Source organism: Elusimicrobiota bacterium, from assembly GCA_016182905.1.
Taxonomy (GTDB): domain Bacteria; phylum Elusimicrobiota; class Elusimicrobia; order UBA1565; family UBA9628; genus GWA2-66-18.
In genome coordinates, this window is record JACPFR010000041.1 from 1 (window position 1) to 18,222 (window position 18,222).

Annotated in this window: 16 protein-coding genes; 5 read left to right on the plus strand and 11 right to left on the minus strand. The window is 68.1% G+C overall.

Annotated elements, in window-relative coordinates; translation table 11 throughout:
- The coding region (locus HYV14_12830) for a PD-(D/E)XK nuclease family protein (GenBank protein ID MBI2386873.1) at positions 1–617 on the plus strand (617 nt) is incomplete at its 5' end.
- Between the two features lie 161 nt (positions 618–778).
- Here the strand turns inward: HYV14_12830 and HYV14_12835 are convergent.
- Genes HYV14_12835 through HYV14_12860 form a run of 6 tightly spaced genes read right to left on the minus strand, consistent with a single transcriptional unit; the run spans position 779 to position 6,765 of the window.
- Complete coding sequence (locus HYV14_12835) at positions 779–4,249, minus strand: hypothetical protein (protein MBI2386874.1); 3,471 nt, start codon at positions 4,247–4,249, stop codon at positions 779–781.
- Positions 4,250–4,306: 57 nt separating this feature from the next.
- Positions 4,307–4,588: a hypothetical protein gene (locus HYV14_12840; GenBank protein MBI2386875.1), complete on the minus strand. Its 282-nt coding sequence runs from the start codon at positions 4,586–4,588 to the stop codon at positions 4,307–4,309.
- 4 nt (positions 4,589–4,592) lie between these two features.
- Positions 4,593–5,168, minus strand: coding sequence for a peroxiredoxin (locus HYV14_12845; protein MBI2386876.1), 576 nt, complete (start codon positions 5,166–5,168; stop codon positions 4,593–4,595).
- A 35-nt stretch (positions 5,169–5,203) separates the two neighbouring features.
- The gene (locus HYV14_12850) at positions 5,204–5,512 is read right to left on the minus strand and encodes a hypothetical protein (protein MBI2386877.1); all 309 of its coding nucleotides are present in this window, start codon (positions 5,510–5,512) and stop codon (positions 5,204–5,206) included.
- Positions 5,509–6,441 (minus strand): hypothetical protein, encoded by a 933-nt coding sequence (locus HYV14_12855; GenBank protein MBI2386878.1) that lies wholly within the window; start codon positions 6,439–6,441, stop codon positions 5,509–5,511. The genes HYV14_12850 and HYV14_12855 overlap by 4 nt, the downstream gene beginning before the upstream one ends.
- Positions 6,442–6,765 carry a YbbC/YhhH family protein gene (locus HYV14_12860; GenBank protein ID MBI2386879.1) on the minus strand — a complete coding sequence of 108 codons (324 nt, stop codon included), beginning with the start codon at positions 6,763–6,765 and terminating at the stop codon, positions 6,442–6,444. It abuts the gene before it with no gap.
- 287 nt (positions 6,766–7,052) lie between these two features.
- On the opposite strand from HYV14_12860, the gene HYV14_12865 reads away from it, so the two are divergent.
- Entirely contained in the window at positions 7,053–9,224 is a 2,172-nt protein-coding gene (locus HYV14_12865; GenBank protein ID MBI2386880.1) for a CPBP family intramembrane metalloprotease, read from the plus strand.
- On the opposite strand, the gene HYV14_12870 is transcribed toward HYV14_12865, so the two are convergent.
- Entirely contained in the window at positions 9,205–9,984 is a 780-nt protein-coding gene (locus HYV14_12870) for a hypothetical protein (protein MBI2386881.1), read from the minus strand. The two genes, HYV14_12865 and HYV14_12870, sit on opposite strands and share 20 nt — an antisense overlap.
- A gap of 261 nt (positions 9,985–10,245) precedes the next feature.
- Here HYV14_12870 and HYV14_12875 point away from each other — a divergent pair, with 261 nt between their 5' ends.
- The 3 genes from HYV14_12875 to HYV14_12885 all read left to right on the plus strand — a co-directional run bounded on the left by HYV14_12875 (position 10,246) and on the right by HYV14_12885 (position 12,487).
- Entirely contained in the window at positions 10,246–10,566 is a 321-nt protein-coding gene (locus HYV14_12875) for a M48 family metallopeptidase (GenBank protein ID MBI2386882.1), read from the plus strand.
- A 122-nt stretch (positions 10,567–10,688) separates the two neighbouring features.
- Positions 10,689–12,035: a hypothetical protein gene (locus HYV14_12880; GenBank protein MBI2386883.1), complete on the plus strand. Its 1,347-nt coding sequence runs from the start codon at positions 10,689–10,691 to the stop codon at positions 12,033–12,035.
- Positions 12,032–12,487, plus strand: a complete 456-nt coding sequence (locus tag HYV14_12885; GenBank protein MBI2386884.1) for a barstar family protein — start codon at positions 12,032–12,034, stop codon at positions 12,485–12,487. The genes HYV14_12880 and HYV14_12885 overlap by 4 nt, the downstream gene beginning before the upstream one ends.
- Positions 12,488–12,512: 25 nt before the next feature.
- Here HYV14_12885 and HYV14_12890 read toward each other — a convergent pair whose 3' ends face one another.
- The 4 genes from HYV14_12890 to HYV14_12905 are packed head-to-tail and all read right to left on the minus strand — an operon-like array spanning position 12,513 to position 18,216.
- Positions 12,513–15,599, minus strand: coding sequence for an efflux RND transporter permease subunit (locus HYV14_12890; protein ID MBI2386885.1), 3,087 nt, complete (start codon positions 15,597–15,599; stop codon positions 12,513–12,515).
- Positions 15,596–17,011, minus strand: coding sequence for a TolC family protein (locus tag HYV14_12895; protein ID MBI2386886.1), 1,416 nt, complete (start codon positions 17,009–17,011; stop codon positions 15,596–15,598). The genes HYV14_12890 and HYV14_12895 overlap by 4 nt, the downstream gene beginning before the upstream one ends.
- A gap of 7 nt (positions 17,012–17,018) precedes the next feature.
- Positions 17,019–17,309, minus strand: coding sequence for a (2Fe-2S) ferredoxin domain-containing protein (locus HYV14_12900; protein MBI2386887.1), 291 nt, complete (start codon positions 17,307–17,309; stop codon positions 17,019–17,021).
- 7 nt (positions 17,310–17,316) lie between these two features.
- Positions 17,317–18,216 carry a DMT family transporter gene (locus HYV14_12905; GenBank protein MBI2386888.1) on the minus strand — a complete coding sequence of 300 codons (900 nt, stop codon included), beginning with the start codon at positions 18,214–18,216 and terminating at the stop codon, positions 17,317–17,319.
- Positions 18,217–18,222: the final 6 nt, after the last annotated feature.

An 18,222-nucleotide genomic window follows, 5' to 3' on the forward strand; every position in this document is an offset into this window, starting at 1 on the left:
ACGCGGCCGCGACCGCCCGGGCCTGGGCCGGGCGCGCGGCGCTGCGCGCCGGCGCCGAGACGCCCCGGTCCCGCGCGGCGACCGCCTACCTGCGCGAGGCGCCGAAGCGTCCAGCCGCGCCCGACGAGCCGGGGGGGAGCCCGACGGGCGTCGAGGTCGGCCAGCTGTGCCATCTCACTCTCCAGGGCTGGGACTTCGCCTCGACCGCGGACCCGGCCGCGGCCTGCGCGGCGGCGCGGGCCCTGCTCGAGCGCCGCTCCCCCGGCCCGCGCTGGGCGCAGGCTGAGCGCGAGGCGGCCTCCGTGCTGAAGACCTTCCTGTCGTCTTCGGCTGCGGAGGAATTGGCGGGGGCCGAGATTCTGGGGCGGGAGGTGCCGTTCGCCTACGCCGACGGCGACACCGTCGTGCGCGGCGCGGCGGACCTCGTGTACCGCTCGAAGGGACGGCTCGTCGTCGCCGACTTCAAGAGCGAGAAGGTCGAGGAGCGCTCCGCGGCGAAGATCCGCGGCAAGTACGCCGAGCAGGGACGCGCCTATCTCGAGGCCGTCCGGCTCGCCTGGGGAGAGGACGCGGAATTCCGCCTTCTCTTCCTTCGTCGTCCCGACCTGTCCGTTTAACGGGTTGGCGGGGACCGCTCGCCAGGCTCTCACATTTCAATCCTTGATCCTCTCGACGAGGGTTTTGATCACAGTTGTGCTCAAAACCCCCGAGGGGGAAATTGAAATCGGACAAAGAGGACGTTCGCCGTGCAGGGGGAATGCGGCGGCCGCCGGGGAGGCTACGCGCCGGGCTTGCGGCGGTTCTCGAGGTCGCGGAGCTTCTGCTCGTAGTCCTTGCGCAGGGCCTCGCGCTCCTCGGCGAGCTTGCGGAGCTTGTCGTCGAACTGCGAGGCGTACTCGATCTTCGCCATGTTGAGCTCCTGGCGCAGGCGGCGTTCCTGCTCGCCGTAGCGCTCGGAGATCTCGGCTTCCTTCTGGGCGAGCAGGGAGCCCTGGCGGGTCTTCTCGGCCTCGAGCTCCTTGACGCGCGCCTCGTGCGAGGCGAGCAGGGTCTCGCGCTCGGAGCCGAGGCCCGACTCGAGCTCGCGGCGGCGGCGCTCGAAGTCGTCCTCGAGCTTCGCGCGGCGCTCGACGAAGGACTTCTCCAGGTCGCGGCGGCGCAGCTCGGCGGCGGCCTCGCGGCGCTCCGACTCCTCGCGCAGCGCGGTCGACTCGCGCTCGGCGGTCTCCCGCGCCTTCAGACGCAGAGCCTCCTCGCGCTCGCGCAGCGAGTGCTCGAACTCGGCGCGCGCGCGGGCGGCCTGCTCCTCGTAGGTCGCGATCAGCTCGCGCTCTTTGGCGATCAGCGCGGCGTCGGTCTCCTTCATGCGGCCGCGCAGGGCCTCCTCGACGAGCTTCTCCCGCTGCGCGAGAGAAGCCTCCAGCTCGCGGCGGCGCTGCTGCAGCTCCACGTCGCGCTCGTCCTCCCACTGCTTGCGCTCGCGCTCGATGGTGTCGCGCTGGGCCTTGAGCCAGACGGCCTCGCGATGCGAGAGCTCCTCCTGCATCTCGCTCTCCTTGCGGATCCAGGCCTGCTGGAGGGCGGACTCGGCGCGGGCCAGCTCGGCCATGCGCTCGTCGATGACCTTCTGCATGCGGCCCTCGAGGTCGGCGCGCAGGGTCTGCGCGGCGGCCTCGCGGTCGCGGGCCTCGATCTGGAGCTGGAGTCTCTGGGTGTCGAGCTCCTGCTGGCGGCGCTTCCAGGACTCCTCCTGCGCGGCGGCCTTGCGGGCGTGCTGGGCGTCGAGCTCCGACACGCGCAGCTCGAAGCGCTGCTCGAGCTCCTGGCGCAGGGCGGTGACGGCCGACTCCTTCTCGCGGAACGCGGCCTCCAGGCGCTCGCGCTCGGCGCGGAAGATGGCCTCGCGCTGGGCGGCCCATTCCTTGTCGCGTGAGGTCCACGCCAGCTGGAGGGCGGCCTGCGCGCGGGCGTACTTGTCCTTGAGCGACGCCTCGAGCCCGGCGGCGCGCTCGGAGAGCACGGCGCGCTCGCGGGCGACGGCGTCCTCATAGGTCTTGCGGTAGCGCTCCTCCTGGGCGGCGGCCTCGGTCTTCACCTGGGCCTCGCGGGCGAACGCGGCCTCGCGCAGCGCGCGCTCCTTCTCCGCGAAGCCGGCCTCGAGCCGCGTCTGCGTCTCGGCGGCCTGGCGGCGCAGCGTCTCGCGCTCCTCGTCGAGGGCGGCGCGCTTGGCGTCGAGCTCGGCGGCGGCGACCTCCTCCGCGTGGGCGCGCTCGGAGCGGGCGCGGCCTTCGGCCTCGCGCGTCAGGGCGGCCTGCTTCGTCTCCTGGCGCTTGAGCTCGTCGGCGAGCCGGCGGCGGAACTGCTCCTCGAGCGCCTGCAGCTTCGCCTCGTGCTGCGCCTCGTGCTGGGCCTCCTGCTTGAGCGCCTGGTCGAGAAGCTGCTGCTGCAGCGCCTCGGCGGCGTCGTCGTGGGCCTTCTTCCAGCGCGCCTGCTCGGCGGCGAGCACGCGGCGCAATTCCGCTTCGCGTCCCATGAAGGAGAGCGACAGCTCCTCCTCGCGCTTCGAGGCGGCGGCCTCCATCGCGCGGCGCTCGGCGGCGGACTGCTCGCCGAACTCGGCGCGGGCGCGCTCCAGGGAGTCGCGGTGCTCCTGCTGCAGCCGGCGCTCGCGCTCGGCCCAGCGTCCGGAGAACGAGGCGTCGATCTCGGCCTGGCGCTTGGCGAGCTCGGCCTCCATCTCGGCGCGGGCCTTCTCGGCGGCCTGGACGTCGGCGGCGCGCTGCGCGGCCAGCTCCTCCTCCTTGACCCGGTAGCGGGCCTCGAGCTCGCCGCGCTCGTCTTCGAGCCGCTGGCGGCTCTGGGCCAGGCTCTCGCGCAGCTTGGCCTGGTGGGCCTCCCACTGCTGCTTCTCGCGCTCGGTCCACTCCGTCTGCATCTGCAGGAAGCGCCGGCCGAGCTCCTCCTCCTTCGCGCGGTAGTGGTCCTGCAGCTCCTGCTGGCGGTGGAATATCTCCTCTTCCTTCTTCTGGTACCCGCCCTCCATCTCTCGCAGGCGCTCGTTGAGCGCGGCGTCGCGGGCGGCGTACTCGGCCTCCATCTCCGCGCGCTGGCTCGCCAGCTCCGCGCGGCTCTTGGCCAGGATGTCCTCGATGCGCTTCTGCTGCTGCTTCCAGACGTCCTTTTCTTTCAGAACGAGTTGATCCTGGAGCTGCTGGTACTTCGCGACGAGCTCGGCTTCCTGCTTCTCGTGATGAGCCAGGACGGCTTTATTCCGTTCCTGCAGCGACTCGTCGAGGCGGGCCTCCTTCTCGCGGTAGTGCTCCTCGAGGAAGCGGCGCTCGGCCTCCAGGCGCTCCTGCAGGCGGCCCCACTCCGCCTCGTTCTTGTGCTGATAGACGCGGTCGAGCTCGGCGGTGCGCTTGGCGTGCTCCTCGTCGAGGTGCCGGCGATGGTCCTCGAGCGCGTGCTCCTTCTGGCGCAGGCGCGCCTCGAACTGGGCGATCTTCGCCTCGAACTTCTCGCCGAGCGCGTGCTCCTCGCGGGCCAGCGCCTCGCGGTTGTGCTTGAGCAGGTCCTCGATGTCGCGCTCGTAGCGGCGGCGGAACTCGCCCTCCTTCGTCTTGATCTGCTCGTCGAGCAGGCGCTGCTGGCTCTCGAGGTCCTTCTCCTTGGAGCGGATGGCGTCGGTCTGGATCTTCAGGCGCTCGAGCAAGGAGGTCTTGGTGTCGGACAGCGCCTTCTCCTGGTGCGCGAGCGCGGCCTGCAGCTCGCGCTCGGCGTCCTGGCGGGCGTCCTTGACCGCGTCGATGACCTCGCGGCGCAGTCCTCCGATCATGGCCTCGCGGGCGGCGATCTCGCGCTTGAGCGCGTCGATCTGCATCGACAGCTGGAGGCGCTCCTCCTTTACATGCGCGTCCTGCTCCCGGGACATCTCGCGCTTCAGCTCCTCGCGGAGCGCGTCCTCCATCTTCTTGTGGTCCGAGATGGACGCTTCCCAGGCCTTGACCGTCTCGCGCCAGCGCTTGACCGTCTCGTCCTTCTCGCGGGAATCGAGGGCCGCCTCGTCGCGCGACTTGAGCGCCTTGGCCGCCTCCTGCCGGGCCTCGTTGAGCTCCGCGCCGAGCCGGTGCAGGCGCTCCAGCGCCCAGCGCAGGGCCAGGCGGGCGGTGTCGAGGTCGTTGACGGTCGAGGCGTCGAATTCCCCGGGGGGCTGGTCGGGGAACTGCGGCGGCTCAGGGCGGTTATCCATGGTCGTTCGACGCGTCGGCGCCGCGCAAAGGAATATTGCCTGATTGCTGTTACGAATTTATGCCGCGCCCGCGATCAAGGGGGGTGCGGCGGGTCTTCCGGGAGCAGGCGGGGGGATGTCGACGACGAACCGGCTCAACGTCGTCCGCGCGTAGACCCAGCTGATGAGGTAGAGCATGACGGCGGGCAGCACGGTCCAGCGCCGGAACGGCGACAGGAGCCGTTTCGTCCTGGGATGGATCGGCGCGCGCTTCTCCGCCTCCCGGACCGCGGTCATCACGAGCACTATCATGAGGCTGACGACGGCCATCGATAGGATGAGGAGTACGAGGAATCTCACGGGATCAGCGCCCTTTCAACCAGTCCAGCACCTTTTCCGCGTCGCTGTCCGGCGGGAATACCGGATAGAAGCACTTTTCGATCTTATCACCCTTGATCAGCAAAGTGCACCGCTTGGTCATCGTCTGGCCGCCGAAATGAAACGTCGGCAGGCGGAGAGCCTGAGTGAGCCTGAGCTCATGGTCGCTGAGCACATCGAAGGGAAGGTGCAGCCGTTCGACCATTTCCTTTTGATATTCGGAGGTTTGCGTGCTCAAACCGAACACTCGCGCGCCGAGACCGGTCAGGGCCGCGTAGTGATCGCGATAGGAGCAGGACTGAGGCGTGCAGCCGCGGGCGCCGGGGATCGCGTTCCACTCGTCCAGGCCGCCGGGGGGGTTCTGGCCCGGGAGCCCGGTCCTCGGGTAGCAGTAGACGACGGTCCAGGACGTTCCGAGCCGGGCCAGGTTCACCTTCTTGCCGGAGGTGGACGGAAGCTCGATGTCGGGAAGAGTCATGCCGGCCAAATGGCGGGCCGCGCCGTCATCGGCGGGAATGGGCAGGTCCGTCGGCAATCGGTGAAGGTCATCTGAGCGGGTCATTGGTTCCTCGGCCATCCGTTCGGCTCTCTGGGAGTTTACGCATATGATTCGTCGATCGCAAGGGTCAGCTCTTTCTTGGTCGCGATGAACGGCTGGACATCCAAGCCGGAGTCCCGTTCGAGCCGAGCGATAAGAGCTCGATCCGTCGGGTCCGCCATCGCGACGGCCAGGACCTTCCCGTCGATGAACAACGGGAGAACGAGGTCTTCCCGGGCAAACACTTCCGGGACCATTGCCTTCAGGCCCTGATCTCTTTGCATCACGAGGATCCTGTTCGCGTGCGAAGCGTACGGTATCCCCAACTGTTTCGCCGTTTCGAGGGCAGTGCTTTCGTCGTCGTTCATCTTTCAGGCTCCAACGCCGTCCCTTTCTCGAGCATGTCGACAGCCAGAACGAGAGCTTCGCGGTGCCCATCGGTTTTCGACGGAGACCGACCCTTGGCGTCGGCGACCATGCGGCGGTAGTGATCCGGGTAGCGCTCCTTGGCGCCGATCAGCTCGCATGCCTGCGCGAAGGCTTCACGCTGCATCGACTCGCGTTCGACCTCTTTGGGAACAGCGGCGGATCGCGAGAGACTCTGGACCGACGCCATCAAGGGAGTCGGGTCCAGTCGTTTCTGCTCTTCATATTGGTGGCCGTACTCGTGGATCATCGTGGCTAGATAGGCTTGTTCGAATCGATAGTAGCTGCGTTTTCGCGTTTGGGCGCGTCGAAACGATCCCCATGGCGCGCAGCGTATGCTGTATTCAGCGACGATCCGCCGGTCATCCACCTCCATGACCGACGGTGGTCCGCCCGCGCAGCCCCACATTTCGTGCTCTTGCGGTCGCCTGTGGGGCAGCCGGTAGACTTGATACTTTCGCCAGCGCTTGATCTTGGGATAGGGGTAGGACAAGTTGCGAGAATAGATATAGAAATCGCTCGTGTCCTGCATGATGACATCCACGCCGGTGATCCCGCCAGGGAATAATCTTGCTTCGGTTTGCAGGGCTCCCGCTATCGCCGCCTCGAGCATGAGAAAATCCTTCTCGGTGGCCTTGTAGTCTTCAAGCGCCGGTCCGTAGAATTCCCGCTTTTCGGCGGCATATGCGGTCACGAGAAGGAGATTTGCGATCAGTAGCGCCGTTATCATGGCTTCATATCGATGCTTGCTCGCGATGCGCGTAACGCAGGGGCTGACCAGCGGCGGCTTCAACAGTCCAACCAAACGAGGCCGCCGGCTGGTCAAGCCAATGGTTCGGCCGGCCGAGGACGGCAAGAAGACGTTGTTCAATCATTTGTAGTGCGTGACCCTAAGAATGCGCCCGTCGTCTTTCGCGATTAGAGCTTCCGCCGTTCCGCCCTTCCATCCTTCCGGGAGCGTTCCTTCCACCGTCCAAACTCCTTTCGATAGCCGGGCGTGAAACGGCTTTTCGCTTTCAATCTTTTCCTTGCCGTAAATAGGATTCCAGACAGCCACGGCGATGGCGATTGCCGTCTCTTCGTTCGGAACGCAGCCTTCTTTGGAATTACACGGATCCTTCGGTGGTCCTTTTGCCGTTGCGGCCAGAGCCGTGCTGAGTGCAAGAGCTACAACGAGTCCTGCGGTCTTATTCATGCGCCTCCGCACTCCGTTCCGTTAATACTTGATGGGCCGCCGAACGAGTATTAGGCTGACCCGCTCAATTCCGGCATAGATTCGGCCATCCTCGGATTGTACAGCCAAAACCAATAAATATCCAGGATTTCGAGCCCGTCAGATAAGAGGCGATAGGCCGCCCGGCGGGGGGGGCGATTGTGTGGTGTCGATGGGTGGTTTGGGCCCAATTGGGGTGGGCCTTTCGGCAAATGGGAGGGGGACCGAAGGCTCAGGTAGATCAGGCGCAGGGGGGCTATTCTAAGGATGTGAAGAAGCATTGGTCCTCCTTAGTCGCCGTATGGCTCGCCCTCAATCCTCTCTCCGCCGTCGCCCAGACGAAGGTCGGCGCCGTCGCCGCCCAAGGCTCCTCCGCCGGCGCCGCGTCAGCGGCAATTTCTGCCGTTATTCCTGGGCCGACGACGAATGCCGTTCTGCCATCGAATTCCGTGTCGTTATCGGTTCAAGGCTTGTCGGCGGCACCCGTACCGACCGCGGTCAAGATATCCGCCGGCAACGCCGTTCAATCCGTTCTCCCGCTCGTCGCGCCCGCTTCCATCGAGGTCCGGTCCCGCAAGGTCACCCCCTCCGTTGCCGTTAAGATGGTCGTTAATCCGTTAAGCGTTCTCAAAACCGGCCCCGCCGTTCCCGTCACCCGCTCAGAAAAGGCCGTCGCGGTCGTCCGCGACGAAGTCGCGAACTGGAGCCCCCGTACCCCCGAGGACAGCGTCCTCGCTCCGTCGTTCCAGCGCTCGTTCTCGAGCCTTTCCCTGGTCCGGTCCGCCGCTTCGACCCCCGAATCCCGCGACGTCGTCCCCGCTCCCCGCGCCCCGGCTCCCGTCCCCGGACGCCCGGCCCTCTCGAAGTCGTTCCTCATCGCCGGCGCCTCTTTCGTCGGCGTCGCCCTGATCTCCGCGGCCGTCCCCGCTCTGATGCCCGCCGCTGTCGTCGTCTGGAAAGGCGCCTTCGCCTGGTCCGGCCTCGCCGCGATGGCCGCCTCCCGGTATTGGCGCTCCCCCGGTTCCGCCCCCGACGTTCCTCGCGGCCCTCCCGCCAAAGCGGGGGGCTCCTTCTCTTCTTTCAAGGCCGCCTGGGCCGCGGCCCGCGACAGCGCCGCCGCCCAGCGCTCGTTCGAGAAACGCGTCGGCGGTTCCTCGTGGTCGTCCTTCCGCGACTGGGCCCTCGGCGGCCTGCGCACTGGCCTGTACTGGATGGCTCCTTCCCTGCTTCTGATGCTCGTCGGCGCCGCCTTAGCCAAGGGCGGCATGCTCCTTCTCGGCCTCAAGGCCGCGGCCGCCGCTCCCGCCGCCGCCGCCATGATCCCCCTGACGGCTCTGCTGGGAACCTACCTGCCGATGGCGCTCGCCGCCGAGGCCGGCAGCGTCGCCCTGTTCTTCGGCGTCGCGGCCTTGGCCCGCAAGCTCGGCGCCGGCCGCGCCGCCCCGTGGCTCGCCGGAGCCGCCGCGCTCGGCGCGTCGGCCGCCGTGCTGATGACCTTGACCTCGGCCCCGTTCATCATCCTCGTGAGCCTCGCCCTCGAGGCCGGCGTGCTCTGGACCGCCTGGCGCTCGGATTCCTTCCTGGCGCCGCTGGCCCTGCGCTCCATCCTGACGATGTTCTCCCTCGAGGCCGCGCGCCTCGGCGCGTGGATCAAGTTCGGCGCCGCGGGCGCCCTCGTCGGCCTGCCCCCGGTGTGGGGTGGCGTCGCCGTGGCCGGGCTCGTCTTTCTCGCGTTCAAGCTCAAGTCCCCGGGCCTGCGCCTGAGCGAGATCGGCTCCTGGTGGAACGCCGAGGACGGGGCCCAGCGGCCGAAATCGCCCGGGCGCATCCTCTCGGCCGGCCTCGTCTGGGGCCTGGTCGTCTACGCCATCGGCGACCTGACCTTCTGGGCGATCAACGCCATCGCCCCGGGCGCCGAGCCCGCCCCCGGCATCCTCGCCAAGATGCTGACCGCGGGCGTGGACCTCGTGCTCTATAACTTCGTCATCGTCGGCCTGCTCGAGGAGTACGTGTTCCGGCGGGGCCTGTTCAAATCGATGAACGGCTGGCTCGACAAGCGGGGCCTGAAGCCCGGAAAAGCCTTCTGGACGGCCGCGATCGGCTCGGCCCTGATCTTCTCCGGCGTGCACTACATCGACTGGGGCGCGATGCTGGGCTGGTTCGGGCTGGGAGACCCCGCGGCCTCGTCCGGCCTCGCCGCCGGCGCCTACGCCTTCACTTGGGCGGGCTTCGTCGCGCGCTCGGTCCTCGGCGTCGTGCTGGCCTGGATGTACAAGCGCTCGGGCCTTCTGCTGATCCCCATCGTCGCCCACTTCTGGGCCGACTCGATGGAGGGCCTGGGCTTGGCCTTCGGTCTTCCCGTCTTCCTCGCGCTGGCCGCCGGCGCGCTGCTCCTGTCCTTCGTGTTCCGCCCGAAGGCGCTCACACCGAAGTCGTCCTGAACAGGGGCTCGAGCCAGGTCTTGTAGAGCGCGCGCGAGAGCGCGTACACGGAGTAGGACGTGAAGAACGCCGCGATCACGTCCACCGTGTAGTGGTTGCGCGAGAGCAGCACGCCCACCGCCATCACGATGGAGCCCCCGAGCATCAGGCGCTTGAGCCCCGGGGTCTTGAACCAGAGGAAGAAGAGGAACGGGATCGCGGTGTGCCCTGAGAACACGAACTCGTTGGTGAAGGTCCAGGTGCCGAGTATGCGCGAGAAGATCGCGTCGTGCAGCCTCATGTCCACCATGTCCGTCGGCGCCCCGATCGGCGACAGGAACACGAACGCGGTCCGCACCACCATGTACACCGTCAGGAGGAAAAGGAGGAAGGGGATGCGCCGCGGGTTATACGCGACGGCCGCGCCCGCCGCGTACAGATGGAGCCCGAACCAGCCCCAGGACAGGATCGGCAACGTGTTGACGAGCGGCAGACGCCTCAGCAGCCAGTCGTTGCCGACCGGCAAAGCGCGCTGATCCGCCACCCAGCCGAGCTTGGTATAGAGCGCGTAGGAGAGGCAGAACAGGAACAGGACGCCCGCCAAAGTGCCGATCCACCACTTGTAGTGGATCCCGTGCCATTCGTCTTTGATCTCGGCGATCTCTTTGCGCGCCGCTTTGGGAAGGAGCTTCCGGAGCTCCTGGATCTCCCGGGCGGAGTCGGTGAAGCGGCGCTCCAACTCCGCCAGCTTTTCCTCGAGGAGATTCTCGGCAGGGGGCATGCCCGGATGATATAAAATCTCGTCGTGGAGCCCACCTCGAGTCCTTCTCTCCTGTCGGAAGTCCGCGACTTCCTGTCAGGTTTAAAGAACGACTGGCCCGAGCTATTCGGCCCGCGAAAATCCGTCCGGCCGAAGGCCGAAGCTCCCGCCCCGATCGCCGTTCCCCAGACGCCCGTTCCCCGTAAGGCTCTCCCGTCCGTCCTCATCCCTTCCGTTGCCGTCGATGCTCCCCTGAAAGCCGGTCTTCCCGAGGAGGATCTTGTGGCGTTATTCCGTTCAAGGGCGGAGTACTGGGCCCCCTATTTGGGGGTAACCTTCAACCGAGTGAGCGTCAAGGACCAGCGCACGCTGTGGGGCTCTTGCACGAGAGAGGGCAACCTCAACTTCTCCTGGCGCCTGGCCCTCGCCCCGGATCCGGTCCTCGACTACCTGATCGTCCACGAGCTCTCCCATCGCGCCCAGATGAACCATTCCCGTCGTTTCTGGGCCGTCGTCGAGACTTTGTGCCCCGGTCACCGGTCCCACCGCCGCTGGCTGCGCAAGAACGGCCGCGCGCTCCACTCAGCGAAGCGGCTTTCTTGACCGCCAAGACGAGATAAAGCGGTCGGAGGGCTCCTCCATCGAACTGTTTCCGGAAACAGTTAGACGGGCTTGACTCTCCCCGAATGCGGGGTTACCCTAGTCGATAGATTATGATTCTTCGCTTGGCGGCAATCGCCTTTCTCGCGGCGGTCTCATCCGCCAAAAACATCGCTACTCCCGCCGGAGATTCCGCCGTTCGCCGCGTCTTGATGGAAGCGCGCGGCTCCGTTACACCTGCGAAGGGGATCAGTTCGTCGCTCCGAGAGCTCATCGACCCGATGCCGCCGGAGACGCGCGCCGCGGCCCGCGTCGGGCTCGACGCTCTCGATCGGGGCTCCCTGACCGACGCTGAGCTCGCCGACCTCAGTCGGGCGTATGTTCACCTCGGAGCTGCCGAGCCCGGCGTGCGGGCTGGTCTGACGCTGCAGGAGCGGGACCCGAAGGGCACCCAGGGACTGGTCCTTGCCGCCTCGGCGAAGCTCGAGCAGCGGGACTTCGCCGCGAGCGCCTCTTTGGCCGAGCAGGCCCTCAAGATCAACCCAAGTGATCTCGACGCCAGAGCTGTTCTTGAGATCTCCAAAGGGCGCGGCGCCCCGGTGAAGACCGCCGGCTCCGTCGTCCCGAGCGGAGAGGTCGGGGGCTTGAACCCGGAGCGTCCCCTCGACGAACGGCCGCTGAAGCCGGCCATCCGGCTCGGTCCCTCGTCCGCTCCACCCGAGGTCTACCATGACTCCACACAGACGTCATCTCGCGGCATGCCGTGGCTGCCTTATGCCTTGGGGGGAAGCCTTACGCTTATCGGCTTCGGCCTCGCACTCAAGCACGCCCGCGAAGAGGCCGGGGAATTCGTGCAGAAGACCGAGGATCAGGCGGTTGACCGAGCGGCTAATCTGTATTTCAAAGCAGAGGAATTCGTCAGAGAGAATCCCAAGACGACGATCGCCGCGGGCGTCGTCGCCGTCGCAGTCGCCGGTTGGTTGATTTTACCGGCGGCCGGAGTCGGGGGCGGGGGGATGATGCTCGCTGCGGCCGGCGGGCCCGCCGCGGGTTCCGTCGCCGCCGGGAGCGGTATCTCCGTGACACAAGCCGCTGTCGCAGGAGCGGTGGCGGCCGCCCCCCTGCTGATGCGGGCCGGCGCGGACACGGCTCGGGGCAGTGATGTGTCGCCGGATGAGCCCATCTCGTCGAATGGGCGGACGCCCGAGGACATCACCGAAAGTCAATGGAAGCGCATACGCGAGGTGATCAAGCGGATTCGTTCACAGGTCAAGAATCCGTATAAGAAGGACGGAACCCCATTCAAAAATCAGGGTCCGGGCCATCTGCCCGAGAGGCCGGATGGTTACTACACGGAATATACCGTTCCAGGCGCGGATGGGCAGAGAGGTCTTGAGAGGCTCATCGTTGGAGGCAAGGGAGAGATGTACTTCTCTCCCGATCACTACTATACTTTCATCCCCTTACCATGACATCTTACTCACGCCCTCTCTCCGATCGTCTCGCCGATTCCGAAAAAGAACACGTCTGCTGCCTTTCCTCGGATCGAGAGCGCGAAGCGCATGAAGCGGCCTCTCGATTGGGATTCCTTCATCAAACGATCGATTTGGCGGACTCGCTGAGCCCCTCGGGAATCATCGAGGCCTTCGGCAAGGCGCTCGAATTTCCCGAGCCCTACGGCCGTAATTGGGATGCCCTGATCGACTGCCTGCGTTATCTGCCGGATTCCACGGGCTATGTCCTGATCGTCAAATCCATCGATCGCCTTTGGAAGTCCGATCCTAACCTTTACTATAAACTGACCCACATCCTCAGGGACATCGGCCAAGAATCTCATTCCTGGAAGAACGAGCGCATACCCTTTAAGACGATTCTTTTGACCGAGGATTCGGAGCTTATCCGGGTCGTCGGATGCAGCCTCTAGCTCGCCGGCATGGCGCGCGGGCGGATCATGCGCGCTTGAGCAAGCGCGCCCAGCGCGCCTTGACCCACGCCATCCACCCGTCCACCGTCACGTACGCCGCCGGGATGAGGAACACCGTCATCGGCATCGCGAAGGTCAGGCCCCAGGCGAGAGCCAGCGCCATGGGCGCCACGAAGGGCTCGTAGCCGCCGAAGCCGTACGCCGTGGGGAACAGCCCCAGCAAGGTCGTGATCGAGCTCGCGAAGATGGCCCGCAGCCGTTCCGCCCCGGCGTCCACGGCGGCCTGCTCGACGGGCACCCCAGCGGCGCGCTTCTCGTTGATGAAGTTGACGATCACGATGGCGTTGTTGACGACGACGCCCGTCATCGCCACGACGCCGAGCATGGCCATGAACGACGCCGGCTGGCCGTGGACGAGCAGCGCGTAGACCACGCCGATCAGGCCGATCGGGACCGTCAGCAGGATGATGAAGGGCTGCACGTAGGAGCCGAAAAGCACGGCGAGGATCACGAAGTCGAGCATGACCGCGACGCCGAAGGAGCGGGCGAGCGAGCGCATCGACTTCGCGGTCTCCTCCTCCTCGCCGCCGTAGACCAGCTCGTAGCCGGGGAAGCGCTTCGGCACGTCGGCGAACTTCTCCTTCAGGAGGCGGTTGGCCTCGCGCGAGGTGACGACCTCCTCGTCCACGTCGGCGTAGACGGAGACCGCGGGCTTGTAGTTGTAGCGCGGCAGGAACGGGGCCCCGCGCTTCTCCTCGATGCGGGCCACGCGCGACAGGCGCACGGCCTGACCTTTCGGATTGAGGGCGTCGAGGCCGAGCAGGTCCTGCGGCGAGTCGCGCTGCTCGGGCTTCAGGCGCAGGCGTATCTCGACCTCCTCGTCGGGGAGCTGGATGCGGGAGGCCTTCATGCCGTCGACCGCGTAGAACAGGTCGCGCGCGATGCTCTCGGCGTCGACGCCGGCGAAGGCGGCCTCGATCTCGTCGGGGATCACGCGCCACTGCCACTTGCCGTCCTCGAGGGAGTCCCGGATGTCGGAGACGCCCTTCAGGGACTGGAGGTAGGCCCTGATCTCGAGGGCGATCTCGCGGTTGACCGCGGGCTCGCGCCCGCGCACGCGCACCATGATCGCCTCGCCTACGGGCGGTCCCGGGGCGAGCTCGTTGATGGTGACGCCGGCCGCGCCCGGCGGCAGGCCGATGCGGGCGCGCAGGTCGGCGACGATCTCCTTGGTGCGGCGCGGGCGCTTCTCCTCGGGGGTGAGGTACACGCGCACCTGGCCGTAGTTGGTGCCGAGGCGCTCCTGATCCTCCTGCCCCTTCAGCCCGACGGCCGCGGTCTGGACCTCGAGCTCGGAGGGAGGCAGGCCGGCGACGGCCTTCTCGACGTGCCGCACGGCGTCCTCGGTCGCCTCAAGGTTCGTCCCCGGGGGCATCTCGACCTGGATGAAGAACTGGTCGATGAGGCCCTCCGGGAAGAGGACGAACTTCAGGCGCCAGTAGGCGACGCCGGAGGTGAAGAGGAGGAAGGCGAGCAGCAGCAGCGCGAACTTGCCTCGGTGGGAGATCACCCAGGTGATCGCGCGGCGGTACCAGCCCACGCCGGCCAGGTACCAGCGCCCGCCCGCGCTCTCGCCGACGGGCTTGCCGAACGGCAGCAGCTCGAGGACGTGGCCGGGCAGGATGAAGAAGGCCTCGAACAGGCTCGCCGCGAAGCACATGATGACGACGACCGGGATCATGAACAGGAACTTGCCCATGATGCCGGTCATCATCGCGAACGGCAGGAACGCGCACGAGGAGACCATGACCGAGCCGAGCACGGGCCACATCACCTCGCGCGTGCCGTCCACGGCGGCGTCGAACGGCTCCTTGCCCCGCTCCAGGTGCTTGTAGATGTTCTCCGCGACGACGACGGAGTCGTCGTCGAGCATGCCGAGGACGATGATGAAGGCGAGCAGGGACATCAGGTTGAAGGTGAAGCCGAGCGGCACGGCGAAGACGAGGGCGGAGGCGAAGGAGATCGGCACGCCCAGCGCCGCGACCGCGGCCAGGCGCCAGTCGAGGAACAGGAACAGCGCGGCGAGGATCAGGAAGCCGCCCTGGAGCATGTTGCCGGTCATGACCTTGAGCCGGCGCTTGACGAAGAAGCTCACGTCGTCGGAGATCACGAGCTCCAGGCCCTTCGCCGCGGCCCGCGCGGCCTGTTCGTCGCGCAGCCTCATCACGCGCCCGGTCAGCTCGATCACGTCGGCGGACTTGTGCTTGCTGACGTGGAGCTCGATCGAGGGCTTGCCGCCGGCGCGCGTGCGGATGGCCCCTTCCGCGAAGCCGGCGGCGACGCGGGCGAGGTCGCGCACGCGCAGGTTCTCGCGCGCCTCGTTGCCGCGCACGACGATGGAGCCGACCTCCTCCGGGGTGAAGACGGCGCCGCGCACGCGCACCCAGTTCTCGAGGGTGCCGGCCCAGGTCGAGCCGGCCGAGCGGTCGACGTTGCGGCCGCGGATCGCGGCGGCGACCTCGCCCATGGTCAGGCGGTGGCGCGCGAGCTTCTCGCGGTCGACCTCGACCAGGACCTCCCGCTCGCGATCGCCCTTGAAGGCGACGCGGGAGACGCCGTCGAGCTCCTCGACCTGGTCCTTGAGCTCCTCGGCGAAGCGGTCCCGCTCCTCGTCCGTGCCGCCGGCGACGGAGAGGGTGATCAGCGGGCGGTCGGCGGTCAGCTCCTGGACGATCGGCTTGTCGGCGAGGTCGGGCAGGTCCTCGACGCGCTGGGCCGCCTGGTAGAGGTCGTTGACCGCCTTGTCCTTCTCGCGCTGGGTGAGGTCCTCGTCGAGGCGCAGCACGATGATGGAGAGGTTCTCGAGGGACCAGCTCTCCGCGCGGTCGACGCCGGAGACGCCACGGACCTGGTCCTCGATCTTGCGGGTGACGAGGGTCTCGACCTCCTCGGGGGAGGCGCCGGGATAGGGGGTGCTGACGAGGACGATGTCGAACTTGATGTCCGGGAAGGCCTCCCGGCGCGAGGTGAAGAAGTGCCAGCCGCCGATCACGCAGAGGACGAAGGTGATGAGGTTGGAGAGGACGGGGCGGCGGAGGAAGAACTGGATCACGGGCCTCCGGCGACGCCGGCCTGGCGGGCGAGCTCGAGGAGGGCGAGGGCCTCGTCGGTCTCGGCCCGCGTGAGCTCGGCGCGCGCGCGCCGCAGGTCCTGCTGGAAACGGACGAGCAGGTCCGTCGTGGCCCGGCCGCTGCGGAAGTCGGACTCGCCCGCGGCGAGCTTGTCGCGCTCGATCGCCTCGAGGCGGCGGGCGGCCGCGAGGCGGCGGCGGGACAGCGACAGGGTCTCCCGGCCGTCGCGCCAGGCGCGGCGGGCGGCGTTCTCGGCGCCGGCGAGCTCGGCCTCGGCGGCGGAGAGGGCGAGGGCCGCCTGGCGGCGCGTGAGCCGCTCCTGCCGGAAGGTCAGCGGGACGACGACGCTCATGCCCACCGCCGCGACGGGGTGACGCCAGCCGCGCATGTCGCTCCACGCGCCGCCGTAGGTCGAGTCGAGGCCGCCGAAGGCGTAGGACGCGTCGAGCGAGAGGTCCGGCAGGGCGTCGAGGTCCGCGACGCGCGCGGCCCACAGCAGCGCGTCGCGCCGGCTCCGGGCGCTCGCGAGGTCGGGGCGGGCGGCGAGCGCCTCGGTCTCGCCCGGGGGGAGGTCCGCGTCGGCGGGCAGCCCGCTCGGGGCGGCGGTCGAGACCTCGAGGTCCTGCGCCGGGCCCTCGGCGCGAAGGGCGGCGGAGAGCGCATGACGGGCCCGCTCGCGCGCGGAGAGGGCGAGCAGGAGCTCGGTCTCCGCCGACTCGAGGGCGGCCTGGGCCTGGAGCTTGTCCGAGGCCTCGGCGGTGCCGTAGCGGCGCTTCTCCTCGGTCCGCTTCAGGAGGAGCCGCGCGTCCGCCACCGCCTCCTCGCGGATGACCTGGAGCCGCTGGGCGGCGCGCAGCTCGATGACGGCGGAGGCGGCCGCCGACGCGGCGGCGGCGCGGGCGAGCGCGAAGTCGGCGGCGGCCGCGGCCGCGCCGGAGCGGGCGCGGGAGCGCCGGGCGACGTCGGGGCGGCCCCAGAAGTAGCGCAGCAGCCTCTGCTTGAGCTCGAACGCGAGGCGGGAGTCGACGGTCGGGTCGACCGGCCGGAAGGCCGACGGGTTGACGAGGCGCTCGCCGCGCCAGACGAGCTTCGCCTCGGTGCCGAGCAGGGTCGTCTGGGACAGCCCCGTCTCCCAGCGCTCGGTGCGCGCGCGCGCGCCCTGGAACGCGGGCGCCGTTCGCGGCGCGCGGTCGTCCTGATAGGAGTAGGAGCCGAGCGCCTTGGGGTCGAGGTTCGAGAGCAGCAGCGGCTCCTCGAGGGCGGCCGAATCGCGGCGCGCGCGCGCGGCGGCCGCCTCGGGGGAGCGCTCGACGGCGAGGCGCATCGCCTCGGGCAGGGTCAGCGGCGCGGCCGAGGCCGCGGCGGCGAGGGCGACGGCGAGTCCGGCGAGCATCGTCGTCCTAGTCCTCCAGCTTCTTGATGATCTCGGGCACGTCGGCCGCGGTCACCCCGGAGAGCCATTCCCCGCCGGGATAGACGAAGGCGTTGGGGCCCTGCTCGCACAGGTCGAGGCAGCCTGATTTCGCGACGCGCACCTTGCCCTTGAGGCCCTTCTCCTTGACCGCGTGCTTGAGCGACTCGCACAGCTCGACTCCGCCGCGGCCGGGGTTCCCGCAGGCGACGCGCCCGCCATGGCGGACGTTCACGCAGACGAAGACGGTCTTCTTGAAGGGAACGGGCTTCTTGTCCATGAGGGGATTATAGCGCGACGGGGAGGGCTTCGGCGGCGTGCTGACGCGCCTCCTGGGTGAGGCGAGCGGTCCAGACCGCCCCGGAGAACGAGCACGCCAGCCCGATGATCTGGACGCCCTGGATCGCGTCCCGGCCGAGGGCCCAGGAGAACACGAGGGTCAGCGCCGGGTAGGAGAGCATGAAGGTCGTCGCCTTGGAGAGGTCCATGTTGCGGATCGCCATGTACCAGAGGACGAAGTTCAGAGACGACATGAGCAGGCCCTGCAGAACGAGGAAGCCGAGCGCCTCGGGCGACCAGGACCAGCGGCCGTCGTGGAGGAGCGTCCACAGGCAGACCGGGATCATCGTCAGGATGCCGTAGAACACGCGCCCGCCGGACAAGGTCAGCGCGTCGAGGTCCCGGGGAAGGCGCTTGGCGAAGATGTGCGAGAGCTGATACAGCCACGGCGTGCAGAGGATCATCAGGTCGCCCTTCCAGCGCGGCGAGGAGAGGTCGTGCATCATGACGAGGCCGGTGCCGCTCATGACCAGGAGTGCCGCGAGCGTGAGCTTGAGCGTGGGCCGCTCGCCGAGCAGCCACGCGGTCAGCGCGGCCGAGTAGAGGACCTCGACCTGGGCGACGATCGCGGCGTTGGCGGGGGTCGTGTGCGCGAGTGCGGAGATATAGATGACCGTGGCCGCGCCGCTGCACAGTCCCATCATCGCCAGCGACGGGGCGATCTCCCGCGCGACGACGCGCCGCCAGCGGCCCTTGGCCAGCAGCCACGGGGACATCGCGGCCAGGCCGACGACCAGGCCGCCGGTCGCGAAGAGCGCTCCGGAGAAATGCGTCATCCCGAACGCGCCGATCAGCGGCCACAGCGCCGTGATGGCCCAGTCGACGACGAGAGCCGCGATGGGGGACATCCGCGG

Bases quoted from the DNA above. Each gene is read 5' to 3' on its own strand.
- HYV14_12835 (MBI2386874.1), bottom strand. From the start codon at position 4,249: ATGGATAACCGCCCTGAGCCGCCGCAGTTCCCCGACCAGCCCCCCGGG.
- HYV14_12845 (MBI2386876.1), bottom strand. From the start codon at position 5,168: ATGACCCGCTCAGATGACCTTCACCGATTGCCGACGGACCTGCCCATT.
- HYV14_12850 (MBI2386877.1), bottom strand. From the start codon at position 5,512: ATGAACGACGACGAAAGCACTGCCCTCGAAACGGCGAAACAGTTGGGG.
- HYV14_12860 (MBI2386879.1), bottom strand. From the start codon at position 6,765: ATGAATAAGACCGCAGGACTCGTTGTAGCTCTTGCACTCAGCACGGCT.
- HYV14_12870 (MBI2386881.1), bottom strand. From the start codon at position 9,984: ATGCCCCCTGCCGAGAATCTCCTCGAGGAAAAGCTGGCGGAGTTGGAG.
- HYV14_12885 (MBI2386884.1), top strand. From the start codon at position 12,032: ATGACATCTTACTCACGCCCTCTCTCCGATCGTCTCGCCGATTCCGAA.
- HYV14_12895 (MBI2386886.1), bottom strand. From the start codon at position 17,011: ATGCTCGCCGGACTCGCCGTCGCCCTCGCCGCCGCGGCCTCGGCCGCG.
- HYV14_12900 (MBI2386887.1), bottom strand. From the start codon at position 17,309: ATGGACAAGAAGCCCGTTCCCTTCAAGAAGACCGTCTTCGTCTGCGTG.
- HYV14_12905 (MBI2386888.1), bottom strand. From the start codon at position 18,216: ATGTCCCCCATCGCGGCTCTCGTCGTCGACTGGGCCATCACGGCGCTG.